This window comes from Aeromonas sp. LsrichE-8G (assembly GCF_022869435.1).
Lineage (GTDB): Bacteria > Pseudomonadota > Gammaproteobacteria > Enterobacterales > Aeromonadaceae > Aeromonas > Aeromonas caviae.
In genome coordinates, this window is the sequence record NZ_JALIHH010000021.1 from 22384 (window position 1) to 40454 (window position 18071).

Below are 18071 nucleotides of genomic sequence, written 5' to 3' on the forward strand. Positions count from 1 at the left end.
CTTTCTTGCTTTGGATCACGCCCCTTCGGGCCACCAAACCGCGCGTCGGGGCCGCTGTGGCAGCGCCATGCCCCGGCGGGACATGGCGCAAACCGGGTCTGGCGAGGTTAACTGCCGCACTGGGCGAAGCGCGCCACCGCCGCTTCCACCAGGGCCAGGCTCCCCTGCCAGAAGGCGGGTTTTCGAATGTCCTGCCCCAAATGCCGTTCGACCAGTTCTTCGGCGCTCATGCGACCTGTGTCTCGCAGCAGAGCGCGGTAGGCCTTCGCCACCCCCTCCTCCCCTGCGGCCTGGCGGCTCATCAGCTGCTGATAGACCCCGAGGCTGAACAGATAGCCAAAGAGGTAGGGGTAGTTGTAAAAACCGAAGCCCGCGATGGAGAAGTGCGCTTTGGCGGCCCAGAACAGGGGGTGATAGCGGTCAAGGCTCTGCTCGTACCAGCGCCCCCAGGCCTCGTCGGTGAGCCCCTTGAGCCGGGCCGACGACACATAGCCCTGCTCGCGCTCGGCCACCAGGGCCCGCTCGAAGTCGAAGCGGGCCGGGATGTTGACCAGGAAGGTGGCGGCGCCGTCGGCATCCGCCCAGGCGATGGCCAGACGCTCCTCGGCGCTTCGGGCCTGCTCGTAGAGGGCGCTGCGCACCAGGGTCTCGGCGAAGATGGAGGCGGTCTCCGCGAGCGTCATGGGGTAGCTGCGCTGGCTCATGGGCAAGTCGCGGATGAGCCAGTTGTGCCAGGCGTGACCGAGCTCGTGGGCCAGCGTGATGACGTTGTCCATGGTGCCCGCATAGGTGATGAAGACCCGCGGCTCCACCGGCTCGGCAAACTTGGTGCAATAGGCCCCGGTGCGCCGGTTGGGGGTGGGGGCGGCATCAATCCAGCCGCGCTCGGCCATCATGCGGGCAAAGTCCCCCATCTCGGGGTCAAAGCGCGCGAAGGCCTGGACGATGATGTCGACCGCCTCCTCGAAGGGGATCTCCCGGCGGCTGGCGGCAGGGGGCGGCGCAAAGAGATCCTCCGGCCCCAGCACCTCGAGGCCGAGATGACCGGCCATCAGCCCCAGGGCCCGCTGGCCCAGATGACGGGCCTGCCAGGTCTCCGCCATCAGGGTATCCAGGGTCGCCCGCTCGATGTGGCTCTGGTGGCAGGAGAGATCCAGGGCATCGAGGCGCCGGTGTTTGCCGCGCTGGCGCGAGAGCTCCAGGCGCCAGCCGTTGAGGGCGTTGAGGATGGCCGCCACCGTATCCTGCTCCCCTTCCCAGCCGGCGCTGATGGCATCGAAGGCCTCTTTGCGCAGGGCACGATCCGGGCTGGAGAGCAGGTTGCTCGCCTCCGCCAGCCCCATCTCGCGACCCGCGATCACCAGCCTTATCTTGCCCACCAGATCGTTGTAGAGGTTGCCCCAGGCGTGCAGGCCATCGGTGCCAAGGCCGATGACCAGTTGCTCCGCCTCCACCGGCAGCCGCTGATCCTGCAGGCGGCGCTCGTGGTGCAGCCGGTACCCCTCCTCCCCGAGCAAGGGGTCAGCCATCAGTCGCTCAAACTCGGGCGCAGGCAGCCCCAGCATCAGATCTTCGATGGGGGCCAGCGTCTTGAACAGATCCGCATTGAGGGCACGGGCCCGGGAGGCAACCTGCTTGGCGAGGGGATCCCGGGCGTCCTGGCTCCCCTTGCAGGCGGCCAGCACGGCGATGTTCCAGCCGATGTCGCGAATGCGCCGGGCCCGCAGGCGTACCTCCCTGAGGAAGTCCTGCAAGGCGCCTGGGGTGCGCGGAACCTGGGCCAGTCCCTCGATAAAACCGCTCAGCTCGGCCAGGCTGGCGCGGGCCAGGCTCATGTCCGCCTCGAGGACACAGCTGTCGAGGGAGGGGTAGATGTGATCATTTTGCCACTGCTGTGGATAGACTCGTTGTTGCATCGAACGCTCATCGTCAGGGACGGGCCTGGCCCGTCGTGAAATCCAGGTGGCCAGAGCCACCACCTTCGCGGGCAGGCATCACACCAGCCGCTCGAGGCGCACCACCGCCTCTTCCACATAGCGCAGGCTCTCCTGCCAGAACCCGGGTTCGCGGATGTCGACCCCCAGGTGCTTCTCCACCAGCGCCTCGGCGCTCATGCGGCCGGTATCTCGCAGCAGGGCGCGATAGGCGGGCACAAACTCGCCCCCGGCCCGCGCATGCTGGGCATAGAGCCCCAGGCTGAAGAGATAGCCAAACAGATAGGGGTAGTTGTAGAACCCGGACTCGGCGATGGAGAAGTGACCCTTGCTGGCCCAGAACAACTCGTCATACTGGCTGAGGGCGTCACCATAGCACTGCTGCTGCGCCGATTTCATCATCTCCCGCATCTGGCTCGCCCCCACGTAACCCGCCTCCCGCGCCGTCACCAGGGCGCGTTCGAAGGCAAAGCGGGCGGGGATGTCGAGAAGCAGGCTCGCGGCCCGCTCCCCGTCCAGCCAGGCGATGGCCCGGCGCTGCTCCACCTTGTCGGTGGCGGCCAGCAGGGCATCGCGCACCAGGATCTCGGCAAAGAGGGAGGCGGTCTCCGCCAGCGTCTTGGGGTAGCCCCGCTGTTCGAAGGGAAGATCCCGCAGCAACCAGCTGTGCCAGGCGTGGCCGAGCTCATGGGCCAGGGTGATGACGTTGTCCATGGTCCCCTCGAAGGTGAGGAAGACCCTTGGCTCGGGCGGATCGGCATACTCGGTGCAATAGGCGCCACTTCGCCTGTGCTCGCTCGGGGCGGCATCAATCCACCCCTTGTCGGCCATCATGCGGACAAACGCCCCCATCTCGGGATCGAAGGCGGCAAAGGCCTCCATCACCAGATTCAGCGCCTGCTCGAAGCCGAACTTGCCGTGCACGGCCTGGGGCGCCGGGGCAAAGAGATCCCAGGGGGCGAAGTCGGTGATCTGCTGGGCACAGGCCATGGCCCTCAAGGCGCGGCGCCCGAGCTCCCTGTGCTCCCCGGCCGCCGCCATCAGGGTCTCCAGGGTCGCGCCCGTGATGTGCTCCTGATGGCAGGTGACCTCGAGGGCATCCAGCCTGCGCCCCTTGCCACGCTGGCGGCCGAGCTCGTTGCGCCAGCCGTTGATGGCGTTGAGAATGGCGGTCACCGTCTCCTGCTCCGCCTCCCAGGCGCCCTGGATGGCGTGCCAGGCACTGGCGCGCCGCGCCCTGTCCGGGTGGGCGAGCAGGTTGTCCGCCTGGGCAAGCCCCATGGGCACCCCCTCCACCACCGGCAGCAGCCGCCCCACCAGGTTGTCATAGAGATCCCCCCACCCCTGCAGGCCGTCTACCGCCAACCCCTCGATGAGCTGCTCGCTCTCGAGCGAAAGCCACTGATCCTGCTGCGCTCTGTCGTGATGGATGTGGTAGGCCAGCTCGAAGAGTTCGGGATCTTGCAGCAGGGTGCGCACCAGTGACTTGGGGGCGCGAACCCAGAACAGGTCCACCGGCTTGCTGCGCTGGGCCAGGGTCGCCTCCAGCTGCTGGCCCCGGGAGAGCAGTACCCGGGCCTCCTCGTCGCGCCCGTTCTGGCTCAGCCGGTTGTAACCATAGACCTGACTGTTCCAGGCCAGGCTCTTCACCCCGTTGGCCTCGCGGCGGATGGCCCGCAGCAGGTGGCGCAGGGCATTGGCATCCGCAACGGGATGGGCGGGATCCGGCAGGTCCGCCAGGAGGGCGTCAAGCCGGGTGAGGGCGCGGGCAGCCTCCTGGAAGGCGGCCTCGATGGCAGGATCGTCGGGGGCGGCATAGATGTGATCATCTCGCCAAACGGGTGGTTTCATGGTTGTCCTTGTCTGTTTGCGTCCATATCGGGTCACCCCGCCTCTGCGGGCGGGTGAAACCGGATAGTACGAAGGGGGCCAGGCACTTGCCTAGCCCCCATTCGAGGCAACCGGCAGAAGAGCGCCCCCGGGTGCGACGGCCCCTGTCGGCCCTCCCCCGACAAGCGACCTATTTGGCGGGCTGAAGCTTGCTCACCAGGGTCATGGCCACCACCAGCACCAGCCCTGCCACCACGCCGGCCAAGGCGCTCAGCAGGGTGGGCGTCACCACGGCCAGTACCCCGCCGACCCCGGGCAGGGCGGCCACCGTGTCCGCCGTCCCTTCGATGAGATGATGGAGGAAGGGCCAGCCATGGACCAGAATGCCGCCGCCGACCATGAACATGGCGATGGTGCCCACCAGGGCAAGCAGGTGCATCAGACGGGGCGCCGTCACCAGCAGCCCCTGCCCCACCGCCCGGCGCACGGCGCCGCCATCGGGCTTTTGCAGCAGGTGCAGACCGATGTCGTCGAGCTTGACGATGAGCCCCACCAGGCCATAGACCCCGACGGTCATCAGCAGGGCGATGCCCGCCACCACGGCGATCTGCAGGCCCAGGCTCGACCCCTGCACGGTGCCGAGGGCGATGACGATGATCTCCGCCGAGAGGATGAAATCGGTGCGAATGGCCCCCTTTACCTTCTGGCGCTCATAGGCCTCCAGATCCTCGGGCACCGGCGCCGCCTGATGCGCCTCTTCCTCGTGGGGCAGGAACTTGTGGACCAGCTTCTCCGCCCCCTCGAAACAGAGGTAGGCCCCCCCCAGCATCAGGAGCGGGGTGATGAGCCAGGGGATAAGAGCACTGATGGCGATGGCGGCAGGCACCAGGATGAGCTTGTTGCGAAACGACCCCTTGGCCACCGCCCACACCACCGGCAGCTCACGCTCGGCCCGCACCCCGGAGACTTGCTCTGCATTGAGGGCGAGATCGTCCCCCAGCACCCCGGCCGTCTTCTTCGCCGCCACCTTGGTCATCAGGGCGACATCATCGAGCACGCTGGCAATATCATCGAGCAGGGTCAACAAACTGGCTCCGGCCATATCTGGCATTCCTTCTATTGAGTGGGACACATCCGGGCTGCCCCGGTCAGGGTGATGAGGGGGTCAGGGGACCACGGGCCCATCCGGGGATCACCCTTTGGGGCAAAAGATGGCACAGTGTAACGGGAAGCCGCCACGGCGGCAGCCCCCCATGGCAGATCCCCTGCTCCGTTTTCACCTCACGGCCACCGGCCCAAGGAGTTCCCATGCAACCCTGGCAACCTCTGCTCGATTTCTGGTTTGGCGATGACGCAGACGACGCTCCCCGTGCCGCCCGTCAGCCCCCCCTCTGGTGGGGCAAGAGCAGCGAGACCGATGTCCTGCTGGCCTCACGCTTCGGCGAACTGGCGGCCCGTGCCGCAGCGGGCGAGCTCGCCCGTTGGGAGGACGATCCCGCAGGGCGCCTGGCCCTCATCCTGCTGCTGGACCAGCTGCCGCGAAACCTTCACCGCCACACCCCCGCCGCCTTCGCCCAGGACGACAAGGCCAGGGCGCTGTGCCTCAAGGGGCTCACCCTCGGGGTCGACAAGGGGCTCTCGCCGCTGGCCCGGGTCTTCTTCTATCTGCCCCTCGAGCACGCGGAGTCCAAAGAGCAGCAGGCCAGAAGCGTCGCCCTGTTCGAGGCCCTGGCCGACGAGCAGGCCACAGACCCGGCCCGGACCACCTTCGAAGGCTTTGCCGACTTTGCCCGCCGCCACCAGGTGATCGTCGATCGCTTTGGCCGCTTCCCCCACCGCAACGCCATCCTGGGCAGGGCGAGCACGGAGGAAGAGGCCGCCTTCCTGCAACAGCCCGGTTCGGGGTTCTGACATAAAAAAATCCCCGCCATGGGCATGGCGGGGAGAGAACAACCGATCCGCACCTCACTGGATGCGATAGCGGGAGATCTGCTGGTGGATATTCTCCGTGGTCACGTTCAGCTCCTCTGCGGCGGCGGAGGTCTCCTCCGCCGTGCTGCTGGTCTGCTGCACCACCTGGGCTATCTGCTCGACCTGGAGGGCGATGGATTCCGCCGCCGAGGTCTGCTCGCGGATGGCCAGGGTGATCTCGCCGACCTGATCCATGACGCGATGGGAGGCCTGGCGGATCTGGGTGATGATGGCCCCGCTTTCCGTCGCCATGGCCACCCCTTGCGCCACCTTCTCCTCCACCAGGACCATTCTGGCCACCGTGGCCTCGGACCCTTGCTGGATAGCCTCCACCGTCCTTGAGATCTCCTGGGTCGACTGGGCCGTCCGCTCCGCCAGCTTGCGCACCTCGTCGGCGACCACCGCAAAGCCGCGTCCCTGCTCACCGGCCCGCGCCGCCTCGATGGCGGCGTTGAGCGCCAGCAGGTTGGTCTGCCCCGCCACATCGTTGATGACGTTCACCACCCCACCGATGCGGGAGATCCCCTCCCCCAGCGCCGTCACATCGCGGGAGGCCTGACGAATGGCGTCGGCGATGTCGTTGATGGCGAGCACAGTGCGCTCTATGGTGGCCCCGCCGTCACTGGCGAGCTTGCCGGATTCATTGGTGATGCGGCTGGTCTCCTGGGTGCGCTGGGAGATGTCCGTGATGCTCACGCTCATCTCCTCCACCCCGGCGGCGATAAGGCTGGTGGCGTCATTGGCCTGACTCGCCGACTCCGCCATGTGCTGGGCCGCCTGGGAGAGGGACTCTGCCGTGCTCTTGATCTGCAGGCTGCCCACTGAGAACTCGGTGAAGGTCTGCTGCAAGGTGTCCAGCAGGCGGTTGACCGCCGTCAGCGTCTGGCCGATCTCGTCCTGCTGGCTCACATTGGCCCGCAGGGTGAAGTTCAGGTCGCGCTGGATCTCGGACAGGGTCGCCATGGCCAGACGGAGGGGATTGACGACCTGCCTGAACAGCCAGAGAAAGAGCACCAGCGTGAGGGCACCCGCGCCCACCGAGATGAACAACAGGGCCTGCATGCTGCTATCGGCATTCTGCTCGCCTCGCAGCTTGACGGCGTCACCTTGCTGGATGTTGAAGTGGACGTGCTTGTCGATGGCCTGGGAAAGCTGCTCAAACAAGGGGGCAAGCTCCTTGTCGATCGCCTCTCTGGCCTCCACATTCTTGTTCTCGCGGGACAGGCGCAGGACGTCTTCAGAGGCCTTGCCGTACTGGGCAACCAGGCGCCGATCATCGGCGACGAGCTGCCTGTCCTCCTCATTGGAGATCATCCCGCTTTCATACTGGCTCAGCAGGGCGTCCATCTTGGTGTGAAGGGATGCAATGCTCTGCTCTATCTGACTCATCTTGCCGTCGTCGGTGTTGAGCACGTGCGCCTGGATCAATGAATGCAGGGCGTAGAAGTCTGTTTGTATCTCCTTGATCGTGGAAATGCTGGGGACTGTGTTGTCTGTTACATAGCTGAGATCCGCATGGGCGGAGGAGAGTCTGCTGATACTGAACCAGCTGAGACACCCCAGGGCCAGCATGACCAGCAGGGCAATGAGTTGAAGCCGACGAGCGATATTCATGAGTGCTTACTCCATCCATAGACTCCCTGCCAGGGTAGCCGATGCGGGCCCCGAAAATAGCGCCTAAAACATGCATTTCATTACACTTTTCAACTTCTGCTCGGCCGCGTCACACCCGCCGCCCCAACCCGGCCTTCGGGACCGCCGCCCCCCTCTGGCAGAATGGAAAAAGGAAGGCATTCGCCTTCCTTTTTTGCCCGGGGCGGCCGCACTGGCCGCCCATGAGCCCCGTGACAGGGCGCTCGCCGGTCACGCCGCCTCGGCCAGCTCCTCCTCTTTTTTCTGGTAGGCCTGGGGGGAGAGCCCCAGCAGCTCCTGCACGGTGGAGGCCACCGTGATGGAGGAGAGCGTCCCCACCAGGATGCCGGCGAACAGGGTGAAGGAGAAGCCGTAGAGGGCGTCGCCACCGAACAGGAGCAGGGCCCCCACGGTGAAGAGGGTGGTGCCCGAAGTGATCATGGTGCGGCTGAAGGTGGCCTTGATGGCCACGTCCGAGCACTCGTGGATCCCCATGCGGGTACGAGACCCCAGCAAGTCCCGCAACCGGTCCGAGATGACGATGCTGTCGTTGAGGGAGTAGCCTATCACCGCCATCAGGCCCGCGATGACGTTGAGGTCGAACTCGATGTCAAAGAGCGCGAGCAGCCCGATGGCCACCAGACCGTCGTGCAGTACCGACACCAGGATGCCGATGGCTTGGCGCCACTCGAAGCGCACCGCCAGGTAGGCGGAGATGGCGAGCGAGGCCACCAGCACCGCCAGCATCCCCTGCTGGAACAGCTCTGCGCCCACCTGGGGCCCGACGATGGTGGTGCGCAAGAGCTCCACCGGCAAGGCGAGTTGCTGCCCCAGCATGGTCGCCAGATCCTCCGCCGCCCAGGGCAGCGCGTGGGGGGGCAGCTTGATGAGCCACTCGCCGGGCACACCGGCGCCGTGCAGCTCCACCACCCCCGCCAGGGGCGCCGTCAGCAGAGCATTGAGCTCATGGGCCTCTTTCAGGGTCTGGATGCGAAACTCCAGCAGGATCCCGCCGGTGAAATCGAGCCCGAGGGCGAGCCCTTTTGTCGCAAGGATGGCCACGCAGGCCAGGGTCAGCAGCACGGAGGCCCACAGCCCGATATAGCGCCAGCGGGTCAGCCCCATGGCCAGGATCATTCTCAGCATTGTTCTTCCCTCGACGTCAGGTGGTTCAGGCTTCCCGGCAGGAAGCGGTCGGTGCGCAGGTCATGCAGACTCACGGGCGCGGCGTCATGGTGATGAAGTCGGTTCATGGTCATACCCTCAGCAGCTTGGCGCGGCTGTTGCCCCACAGGGGGTTGATGATGGCGCGGGTGCCCCAGATGCCGGTCACCATGCTGGAGATGAGCCCCAGGATCAGGGTGATGGAGAAGCCCTGCAGCGGCCCGGAACCGATGGCATAGAGCACCACGGCGCAGATGAGGGTGGTGATGTTGGCATCGAAGATGGTGCGAAACGCCGAGCGATAACCAAAGTCGATGGCGTTGGCCAACGAACCCCCTTCCCGCAGCCGGTCCTTGATCCGCTCAAAAATCAGCACATGGGTATCCACCGCCATGCCGACGGTGAGCACCAGACCGGCGATCCCCGGCAGGGTCAGCACGGCCCCCGGCAATACCGCCAGCATGCCCACCTGCATCAGCAGGTTGGCAACCAGCGCCGTGATGGTGACCCAGCCGAACTTGCGATACCAGGCCATCATGAACAGCATCATGCCCGCCATGCCGAACGCCAGGGCGGTGAAGCCCGCCTCGATGTTCTGCAGACCCAGGGTCGGGCCTATGCTGCGCTCCTCCAGGATCTTCAGCGGCGCGGTGAGGGCCCCGGCCCGCAGCAGCATGGCAAGCTCCTGGGCCTCGGGCAGGCTGCCAATCCCGGTGATGCGGAACTGGTTGCCAAGGGCGGTCTGGATGGTGGCGACGTTGATCACCTCGCTTCGGGCGCGCAGCTTGCCTTCGGCGTTGGTCTTGTACTCGGTGAAGACGGTGGCCATGGGCTTGCCCACGTGCTGGCGGCTGAACTGGTTCATCTTGCTCCCCCCCAGGGTGTCGAGCACGATGTTGACCTGGGGCTGCCCCATCTCCCCCATGTTGGCGCGGGCATCGACGATGTGCTCGCCGCTCAGCACCGGCTGGCGGGCCAGCCCCACTGCCTGGCCGCTGCGATCCGCCATGAAGAAGCGGCTGTCGGCCTTGGCTTCATAGAAGGCCAGGGACGCGGTGGCGCCGATCACCTCTTTCGCCTGCTTGGGGTTGTGCACCCCCGGCAGCTCGATGCGGATGCCGTCCTGCCCCTGACGCACCACCGAGGCCTCGACGATGCCGAGCTCGTTGATCCGCTTTTTCAGGATCGACAGGTTCTGGGTCACGGCGTTGTTCACCAGCAAGGTGCGCTCGGCGTCGCTCAGCACCAGGGTCAGTGCATTGCCGGAGCGGCTCAGTGTCCACTGATCCTGGCGGGTACCGGCACTCTCCTTGATGATGGAGAGCCAGGCCTCCTGCCCCGTCACGTCGGGCAGGGTGACGGCCACGCTCCCCTGGGCGGTGCGCATCACGCTGGCGCCGCGCAGGTTGGCCTCGCGAAAACGGGTGCGCAGGGTATCCACCAGGTTCTTGGTCTGGTTGTCGATGACAAAATCCACGTCCACCCCGATCAGCAGCTGGGAGCCACCGCGCAGGTCCAGCCCGAGCTTGATGGGATCGGCGCCGAGCCGGCTGATCCAGGCCGGGGCGTTGGAGTAGAACTCCAGGGTCAGGGCGGCGCTGTCCAGCCCCTGCTGCTCCAGCAACTGCTTGGCCAGTTGCTGCTCCCCCTGGCTGGCGAACACCAGCGCTATCCGGCCACCCTGGGCGATCTGCTTGAGGGGGTCGATGTGGTTCTCGGCCAGCAGGGTGCGCTGCGCGTCGCTCAGGCGCGACTGGCCGTGCAGACCGAGGGAGGGCTGCTCACCGAAGAAGGTGGGCAGGGAATAGAACGCGAACGTGACCAGCATCAGCAGCAACAGGGCGTACTGCCACAGGTTCATGCGGTTCAACACGGTATGACTCTTTTTTCTCATGAAATCGGCCTCTGTCAGGCGATGGCAAGGGGCGACACCGGGGTCGCGCCGTGCAAAAAAATGAAACAAGACAGCCTAGCCGTTCACTAAAAGTGAACAGCAACAGAGAGAAGATGAGGCAACAGGTGGCAAGCTGACCCCATCGGGGTCAGGCGAGGAAGCTCTGGGCGAAGCGGTACTGCAGATGCCGGCGCTGCAGGCGGCGCCTGTGAATGCCGGCGAAGTGATCGCGAAAGCTCGTCCCCGGGTAGAAGAGGGCGGCATAGAACAGCAGGCCGCACAGCAGCAGCAGGATCGCCTGCTGGGACCAGCTCATCACCAGCTCGTAGACCACGCTGCCGGGCTGATGATCGCGGCTCAGGGAGTGCTCGAGGCGCAGCAGGTGATTCTGGTGGGAGCCGACGAACTTGACGATGCCATCGTCACTGCCGCTGACGCCGTGGGCCGCCGGGCTTGCGTCGGCAGGCGCCGCCCCCTCCGCCAGCGAGTGGGCCTGCTGGGCCGAGGGCTGGAACGCGGGTACCTTGACCCCCTCCACCGAGAGGGTAGAGAACAACAGTGCGAGGGTGATGAGCAGGGTCATCGCCGCCAGTTTCACGTTGTCGGTCAGGTTCAAAAGTTAATTCCCACACAATAGAAAGGGCAAGCTACCACAGCCTGCCCCACAAGAACAAGGGCGGCAGGCCCGGGGCCCGCCGCCCTTGTGTTGTCTCATCGCGTCCTCAGCGGCTGCGGGTCATGCCCTCGAAGTCCTCGGCATAGTCCTTGAGCAGGGTGTAGAGGTGGGCCCGCTGGGAGAGATCCATGGAGTGGCTGAGATCACTCAGCCACTGGATGGTGCGCTGGCGGGACTGGTCCGTGTAGCCGGTGAAGCGGCCATCCATCAGGCCGTCCCCCTGCTGGAGCAAGCGGGTCAGCTCCTGGCCGAAATCCGGGCTCTGGCGCTGTTTCATCAGCCGATCCAGCTCCTTGGTCCAGGCCTCCTGAAAGTCGAGCCAGGGGGCCATCATCTCGTATTGCCACTCGGCCCACTGCGTGATGAGGGGCTCCTGGGCCGGCTTCACCTTGCCAATCCAGAACACCAGGCGCTCGTTCATCTTCTCCCGAAAGCCCTTGATCATCTCGGCCTTCGACTGGGTGGCAAAATCGTGCTGACGCTCCTGCTGGCGCGTCACCCGATCGGCCATGAAGCGAGCCACCTGCTCGTCGGTCAGGGTCTTGGCGAGGCGCACCGTGCGGGGAATGGCGTTCTCCAGGGTACGGGTCAGGCTCGCCTGGGTTCTGTCCAGATGCAGGGTCACCTGGGCAGGGCTCATGGGGCTGGCCACCGCCTTGGCCAGGGCGTCGAGATCCCGGGCATAGATGGGCAGCTCATGCTGCCGGTGCCAGGCCATCAGCCCCTTCACCTCCTGGTCCAGCAGCTTCTTCTGGCTGCGGTCCAGGGAGAAGTAGTCGTCCAGTTGCCAGACGATGGCCGAGTCGAGCCAGTAGTAGATCACCCGGGTGGCGCAACCCGTCAGCAGCAGGCAGAGCAGCAGCAGGCTCCAGCTACGCGGTTGACGCCATGAGAATGTGGTCACCATGCATGCCTCCCATTCATTGAATACACGCGTCGCGCGGGCCGTTGCCGGGCATCACTCCAGGCGCTGGCGGTTGATGTCGATCAGGGCCTGATACTCGGGCCCGGGTTGCTGTTCGGCCATCAGCAGCGCCCACAGCAGGCCGATGTAATCGACCCAGGGCAGGAAGGCATCGGCCTGGAATCCCCGGGGCCCCAGCCCCGTCGCTGCCCCGTCCATGGCTTCAAGATAGCAGCTCTCCAACTGGCACCGCTGCTCTTCGCTCCAGCCGTGGGTGCGCTGAATGCTGGCGACCTCGAACCCAGGATGACCGGCGGCGCCGTACTCCCAGTCGATGACCCAGGGCCGCGCCCCCAACAAGTTAGCCGGATTGAGATCGTGATGGCAAGGGAGCCAGCAGTCGTCCGGCTCCCGGCTCGCGAGCAGGGCCCGCTCCAGGGTGGGCAGCCAGGGAGGGATATGGGCCAGACGCTGCCGATACCCGCCGCTGTGGGCCCGCACCGCCATCACCACGGTCGGCACCGGCAGGCGGTGCAGCCGCACCAGCACATCCGCCATCAGGCGGGGCTGCGCGGCGAGAGGCGGCGCCTGCTCGGCCCAGTTGGGTTCGTCGCACCACGCCAGCAGCATCAGGCCGGTGGCGGGATCGCCGTGATGACAGGGCAACGCCAGCCCCTGCCCCACCGCCCCCTGGTAGAGCTGCCACTCGGTGGCCCGGTCGATGCCAAGGCGCACCGGATCCGGATGACCGCGGCGCAGGAAGGCCTGCTCGCCAGTGGGGAGACAGAGCCGGTAGTTGCCGTTGGTCAGGCCCTGGCCCAGCGGCTCAAGGCGCCCCTGATCCCAGGGCGCCGGCAGGCTGGCGAGGAGCGCCAGCTCCGCCAGATCCCCCTGCCCCCGCGGGTCCTCACCAGCCAAAGGTGGACTTCTTGGCCTGTTTGCGGATCTCTTTCTGATCGGCCCACAGCAGTTCGCCGTTCTCCACATCCATCAGGTTCATGGTCATCTGGTAGTAGACGTCCTTCACCTTGCCGTTGTCCTTGACGATGCTGGCGAGGTTGCCATAGACCATGTAGCGGGCACCGGTCTGCTTGCCGAGCCGCACCATGGTGGCGGGATCCACCATGCCGCTGCCCTGCTGGTATTCGAGCTGCTGCTTGACCGCCGCCACCTTGCTCATGTCCACGAAGCGGAACTTGCCCGAGCGCAGCAGCTTGGTGCGGATAGTGTCGGTGATGGCCTCGGTGTCGATGTGCTCCGAGGTCTTGTTGCGGATGGAGTCCATGAACATCACCGGGCGGCCCCCGGCGGTGATCTCGCTGGTGGCCGGGGACGCCAGCATGGAATCCGCCATCTTGTCGGCGATGGCCTGCAAGTCGGAGGAGCCGTAATCGACGGTCACCGTCTCGGTCTCGGTGGGATCGCCATAGCTGACGGTGGTGCTGGAGCAGCCGCCCAGCAGCAGGGCGCCGGTCAGGATCAGCAGGGCATGATTCATTTTCATCAGTAGGATTCCTCCATCACTTCGCGAACGTAAATCCGGTAACCCCGGGCGGCCGGGCTCGGCGCCAGGGCGGACAGGGTGCGGGTCTGGTAGCCATGCAACTTGAGGGGGGTCCAGCCGCGGCCATCGCTGGCCACCTCCTGCCCCGCGTCGTCATACCAGTAGAAGAGATATTGCAGCCTGTTGTCACCACGCTGGGTGCTGGCCGCCGCCACGTTGACCTGCAACAGGCCGTTCTGCTGGCGCCGGCTGAGTTCGGTCAGGGTGACGTTGACGTTTTGATGCTGCTCGGCCACCGCCGCCGCACCGGCCGCGCCATAGAGCGCCACGCCGGAAGTATTGGTGGCACAGCCCGCCAGCAGCAGAACCAGGCCCAGGGCCAACCCTTGTGCTTTCATCTTGCTCTCCTTGCCGGTGGCCGTCGGCCCGACCGGTCATTCATCTGAGTTGCCATATCCGGTTCCCCCTAGAGGGGCATCACCCGGGTCGTGAGCCCGCTCCCCAGGCGCTGTACCCACACCAGGGTGGTGCGCCCGGCGTGGACGCTGAGTGGCAGGGTACGCATGGCGCTGCCCGCCCCCAGGGTCAGGGTGACGTTCCCGGCCGGGACCATCCCCTGCCAGCTCGAGGCCTTGGCGGGCAGCGTCAGCCAGCTGCGGGTATCCGCCCGCTCCGAGAGGGTGTTGAAGATCCCCACCAGGATGTTGCCCACATCCCCCCCCTCCTTGGCGGCGGTGCGCCGCACCTGCTCCTTGGCCACCAGCCGCAGGGCCTGCCGGGTCAGCATGCCAGGCAGCCGCTCCTGCAGATCCTTGGCCGCCAACGCCTCCAGCCTCACCAGCTCGCTGGTCTGCGCCACCCCCTTGCCCACCGACAGGGTGAGCGGGGCGCCGTCGCTGGCCCGATTGTCGTAATAGGGCACCGCCACGGTAAAGGTACGAAAATCGCCGCTGGAGGTGGAGATGGGCAGCGGTAGGAAGAGCTCACGGCGCGCCGGGATGAGGCCATCTTCAAACAGCACCACCAGCTGGCCCTGATCCTTGGCCAAGGGCGGCGCCTTGCGGCCCATCCGTTGCTCGGTCTCCTTGAGCTCCTCGGGAGAGCCGCGAAGCCGGGCCAGGCGCAGCAAGGCATCCTGCAGGCTCTGGTTGTCCGGCGCTATCTGGTAGCCGCGCTGGTAATCGACCCAGGCATCGTTGAGATCCCCGGCCGCCTCGTAGAGCACGCCGGAGAAATAGAAGGTGTAGGCGTTCTGGAAACCGTTTTTCACCTGGCCTATCAGGCGATCGAGCTCGGGGGCGCCGCGCGACATCAGCTGGCGCATCTCCCCGGCTTCGTCCTCCTGCTCCCCCTCCTGCGCGGCCTTGCGCACCTCGTCGGCCCGCCGTTTAAGGGCCTGCTCCTGCACCTGGTTGGCACGGCGCACCTCTACCAGGGCGCCGTCGGCATCCCCGCGCTGCAAGTAGTTGAGCGCCAGATAGTGGTGCAGCATGGTGCGCTCGTAATCGGGCGCCTGGTAAGCCAGGGTCTGATCGTTGGTGAGCAGGCTGCCCGCCTGGGCCAGTCCCTGGCTCAGGCGGTACTCGGCCTGATTGTCTTCCCACGCAAGCCGGCTGTCGGCGGTGGCAAAGGCCTGCTTGCTGGGGCCGTCCTGACCCGCCAGCCAGGCGATGCGCCCCTTCTCCAGCTGGTCGAGCACGAAGGTGTCGTCCCCCGGGGTCGATTCGCGCACCTCGGGCAGGGCTTCGGCGGCATGGCCCAGCAGCAGCTGGTTGCGCAGAGGCACCATCTGATCCGAGTAGGAGACGAACATGTCTTTCCACTGGGAGGCACAGCCTCCCAGCAGCAGACCGGCCAACAGCAGGCCGGTCGACGGGACGAGGCGCATCACAGGCTCAGCAGGGGTCCCAGGGGCTCGCCACCGACCAGGTGCAGGTGGATGTGATAGACCTCCTGCCCGCCGTGGCGGTTGCAGTTCATGATGAGGCGGTAGCCGTCCTCGGCGATGCCCGCGTCGCTGGCGAGCTTGCGGGCCACGGTGAACATCCGGCCCAGCGCCAGCTCGTGATCCGGCTCCACATCGTTGACGGTGGGGATGAGCACGTTGGGAATGATCAGGATATGGGTCTTAGCCTTGGGCTGGATGTCGCGAAACGCGGTCACCAGATCGTCTTGATAAAGGATGTCGGCGGGGATCTCCTTGCGGATGATTTTGCTGAAAATGGTTTCTTGCGCCATGGGTAACTCCTTTATAGGAAAAAGAAAATTCAATACAAAGCTCAAGCGGCTCCCAAACAGGCCGCCGCAACGCGCCAAGTGTGACACAAGCCGACATTTGGCACAGCCGTTGTCCCAATCGCTTCAGTTATTGTGAAGAATACCGATAGCGAGGAGACGTCCCGCGAACCACAACGGCATCCCCTTCGGGGCATGCAGGGTATCAAAGGGACGGGGTACTCAGGCAAGGGACTTTTGCACAGACAGCGGGACAATAATGAAACAAACAATGTCAGACCTCTCGATCCTACAGAGAGTCTATCTGGGCTTTGCCATCCTGGTCGCCGTCATGGTCGCCAGTGCGGTACTGACCTTTCGCGGCCAGAGCGAACTCAGCGGCGCCCTGGATCAGGTGACCCAGGAGTCCATGCCGCTGGTACTCGCCAGCAGCCAGACCCAGATAAGCCTGCTCAGCGCCAACAAATGGCTCACCGACGTGCTGACCGAGCAGGATCTCAAGCAACTGCCGGCGGAAGTGGCCGAGTTGCAACAGGCCAAGGGCCAGGTCGACAAGATGGTCGCCAGCCTCAAGCAGCAGGTGGCGGTGCATCCCCAATTGCAGGCGGACATGACAGTCCTCGTCAAGCTGGTGGATGACTACCTGCAACTGACCCAGACCCTGCCCGGCGAACACGAGGCCCTGCTCACCCGGCTGCACAAGGTCAATCAGGCCAAGGGCCAGTTCCAGGTCAGCCTGCCCCAGTTCAAGAAGAACCTGGGGGACATGATGGTCACCATCGACGACAGCTTCATCAAGATGCTCTCCGAGACCCTGACCACCAAGCTATCCGCCATCGAGCTCTCCACCATGGATGCCCTCAACCAGAGCATCCCCGCCCCCATCGAGGCGGCGCTCAAGCGCAACAAGATGCAGATCGAGGGCTTCAACAGCACCATCAAGGATCTCCAGGGGGAGCTCAAGGACTTCGACAACAACATGGGCCACTACGTCCATGGCTTCGTGCGCGACACCACGGGCAATGACGGCGTGCTCTCCCAATACCTGGCCCTGATGAAGCAGCAGCAGGCCATGCGCGAGCAGAGCAAGCAGGCTAGCCAGCTCATCCTCAGCATCCAGAACAAGCTGGAGGGGATCACCGCCCAGAGCCAGCAGCTGATGAACGCCAGCATCCAGGCCTCCGATCGGGTGCAGACCCAGAGTACCCTGACCCAGGGGATCAGCATCGCCATCGCCATCTTCGTCGCCATCCTGGTGGCCTTCACCCTGGGCAAGGCCATCCGCCGCCCCCTGAAAGAGCTGCTGCGGGTGCTGACCGAGGTGACCCAGGGTGACATGACCCAGCGCGTCGGCTTCAAGAGCCAGAACGAATTCGGCCAGCTCGCCAGCCAGATCAACCTGCTGATCCACCAGATGGGGGATGTGCTCAAGCAGCTCTCCCAGGCGTCGACCCAGCTCAACAGCGCCGCCCACGACAACCGCCACACCACCGAATCGGTGCGGGCGGATCTGGAGAAACAGCGTCAGGAGACCGCCTCGGTCGCCGCCGCCATGACCCAGATGGAGGCCTCGGTGCGGGAGGTGGCCCAGGCCGCCAACCAGACCCTGGAGCGGGTGCAGGATGTGGAGAAAGCCTCCGAGATGGGGCGCAAAGTGATGGCAGGCAACATCACCACCACCCACCAGCTCGCGGGCAAGCTGCAGCAGACCGGCAAGGTGATTGGCGACGTGAGCGCCATGAGCGGCCAGATTGGCAACATCCTCGACGTCATCCGCGGCATCGCCGAGCAGACCAACCTGCTGGCCCTCAACGCCGCCATCGAGGCGGCCCGCGCCGGCGAGCAGGGACGCGGGTTTGCGGTGGTGGCCGACGAGGTGCGCAACCTGGCTGGCCGCACCGCCCAGTCCACCAGCGAAATCCAGACCATGATCGAGAACCTGCAGCAAGGCGTCGCCCGGGCAGTCAACGTGATGCAGGAGTGCTCCCGCGAGATGGACAGTTGCGTGGATCAGAGCTCCCAGGCCAACAACGCCATGGAAGAGGTACAGGGCATCGTGGTGCTCATCAGCGACATGTCCAGCCAGATAGCCTCCGCCGCCGAGCAGCAGCAGGCCACCAGCGCCGACATCGCCACCAACCTCAACCGCATCTCCGACATCTCGGATCTCAACTATCAGGGCATCATGTACAGGATCTTTAGCTACAACCAATTGAAATAGATAGAAAAAAGGCTTCGTTTGTGATCTGATTTAATCGCAAAAAAAACCGACACGCCCGAAGCCATGACTATTATCAATGCAACCCAGTACCTCAAGCAACTTCTTA

General features: G+C 65.3%; 15 protein-coding genes. 2 read left to right on the forward strand and 13 right to left on the reverse strand.

The features are described from left to right. Window positions 1-107: 107 nt before the first annotated feature. The 3 genes from MUW49_RS05555 to MUW49_RS05565 form a co-directional block, all read right to left on the reverse strand. Window positions 108-1916: a M3 family oligoendopeptidase gene (locus tag MUW49_RS05555; protein ID WP_244812501.1), complete on the reverse strand. Its 1809-nt coding sequence runs from the start codon at window positions 1914-1916 to the stop codon at window positions 108-110. Window positions 1917-1994: 78 nt separating this feature from the next. After that, window positions 1995-3785 carry a M3 family oligoendopeptidase gene (locus tag MUW49_RS05560; RefSeq protein ID WP_041212857.1) on the reverse strand — a complete coding sequence of 597 codons (1791 nt, stop codon included), beginning with the start codon at window positions 3783-3785 and terminating at the stop codon, window positions 1995-1997. A gap of 169 nt (window positions 3786-3954) precedes the next feature. After that, window positions 3955-4866 (reverse strand): DUF808 domain-containing protein, encoded by a 912-nt coding sequence (locus tag MUW49_RS05565; protein ID WP_223937867.1) that lies wholly within the window; start codon window positions 4864-4866, stop codon window positions 3955-3957. Window positions 4867-5072: 206 nt separating this feature from the next. Here MUW49_RS05565 and MUW49_RS05570 point away from each other — a divergent pair, with 206 nt between their 5' ends. Continuing rightward, on the forward strand, window positions 5073-5675 hold the full coding sequence (locus MUW49_RS05570) for a DUF924 family protein (RefSeq protein WP_223937866.1): 603 nt from the start codon (window positions 5073-5075) through the stop codon (window positions 5673-5675). A gap of 54 nt (window positions 5676-5729) precedes the next feature. On the opposite strand, the gene MUW49_RS05575 is transcribed toward MUW49_RS05570, so the two are convergent. The 10 genes from MUW49_RS05575 to hinT all read right to left on the reverse strand — a co-directional run bounded on the left by MUW49_RS05575 (window position 5730) and on the right by hinT (window position 15747). After that, a complete protein-coding gene (locus tag MUW49_RS05575) occupies window positions 5730-7349 on the reverse strand; it encodes a methyl-accepting chemotaxis protein (RefSeq protein ID WP_244812502.1) in 1620 nt (539 codons plus the stop codon). 249 nt (window positions 7350-7598) lie between these two features. Further along, window positions 7599-8513 (reverse strand): protein translocase subunit SecF, encoded by a 915-nt coding sequence (gene secF / locus MUW49_RS05580; RefSeq protein ID WP_174213908.1) that lies wholly within the window; start codon window positions 8511-8513, stop codon window positions 7599-7601. A 109-nt stretch (window positions 8514-8622) separates the two neighbouring features. Beyond that, entirely contained in the window at window positions 8623-10425 is a 1803-nt protein-coding gene (secD, locus tag MUW49_RS05585; RefSeq protein ID WP_244812503.1) for a protein translocase subunit SecD, read from the reverse strand. Between the two features lie 148 nt (window positions 10426-10573). Then, the gene (locus MUW49_RS05590; RefSeq protein ID WP_041212852.1) at window positions 10574-11041 is read right to left on the reverse strand and encodes a hypothetical protein; all 468 of its coding nucleotides are present in this window, start codon (window positions 11039-11041) and stop codon (window positions 10574-10576) included. A 106-nt stretch (window positions 11042-11147) separates the two neighbouring features. Further along, window positions 11148-12008 (reverse strand): DUF6279 family lipoprotein, encoded by an 861-nt coding sequence (locus MUW49_RS05595; protein WP_039038970.1) that lies wholly within the window; start codon window positions 12006-12008, stop codon window positions 11148-11150. A 51-nt stretch (window positions 12009-12059) separates the two neighbouring features. Beyond that, window positions 12060-12923 (reverse strand): phosphotransferase, encoded by an 864-nt coding sequence (locus tag MUW49_RS05600; protein ID WP_201872442.1) that lies wholly within the window; start codon window positions 12921-12923, stop codon window positions 12060-12062. Continuing rightward, entirely contained in the window at window positions 12913-13509 is a 597-nt protein-coding gene (gene lpoB, locus MUW49_RS05605; RefSeq protein WP_010674346.1) for a penicillin-binding protein activator LpoB, read from the reverse strand. Before lpoB ends, MUW49_RS05600 begins: the two co-directional genes overlap by 11 nt. Then, window positions 13509-13907 (reverse strand): YcfL family protein, encoded by a 399-nt coding sequence (locus MUW49_RS05610; protein ID WP_041212850.1) that lies wholly within the window; start codon window positions 13905-13907, stop codon window positions 13509-13511. The genes lpoB and MUW49_RS05610 overlap by 1 nt, the downstream gene beginning before the upstream one ends. A 68-nt stretch (window positions 13908-13975) precedes the next feature. Continuing rightward, on the reverse strand, window positions 13976-15397 hold the full coding sequence (locus MUW49_RS05615) for a hypothetical protein (RefSeq protein WP_041212849.1): 1422 nt from the start codon (window positions 15395-15397) through the stop codon (window positions 13976-13978). Then, window positions 15397-15747: a purine nucleoside phosphoramidase gene (hinT, locus tag MUW49_RS05620; protein ID WP_010674343.1), complete on the reverse strand. Its 351-nt coding sequence runs from the start codon at window positions 15745-15747 to the stop codon at window positions 15397-15399. Before hinT ends, MUW49_RS05615 begins: the two co-directional genes overlap by 1 nt. A gap of 256 nt (window positions 15748-16003) precedes the next feature. Here hinT and MUW49_RS05625 point away from each other — a divergent pair, with 256 nt between their 5' ends. Continuing rightward, window positions 16004-17965 carry a methyl-accepting chemotaxis protein gene (locus MUW49_RS05625; RefSeq protein ID WP_348521182.1) on the forward strand — a complete coding sequence of 654 codons (1962 nt, stop codon included), beginning with the start codon at window positions 16004-16006 and terminating at the stop codon, window positions 17963-17965. Window positions 17966-18071 lie beyond the last annotated feature (106 nt).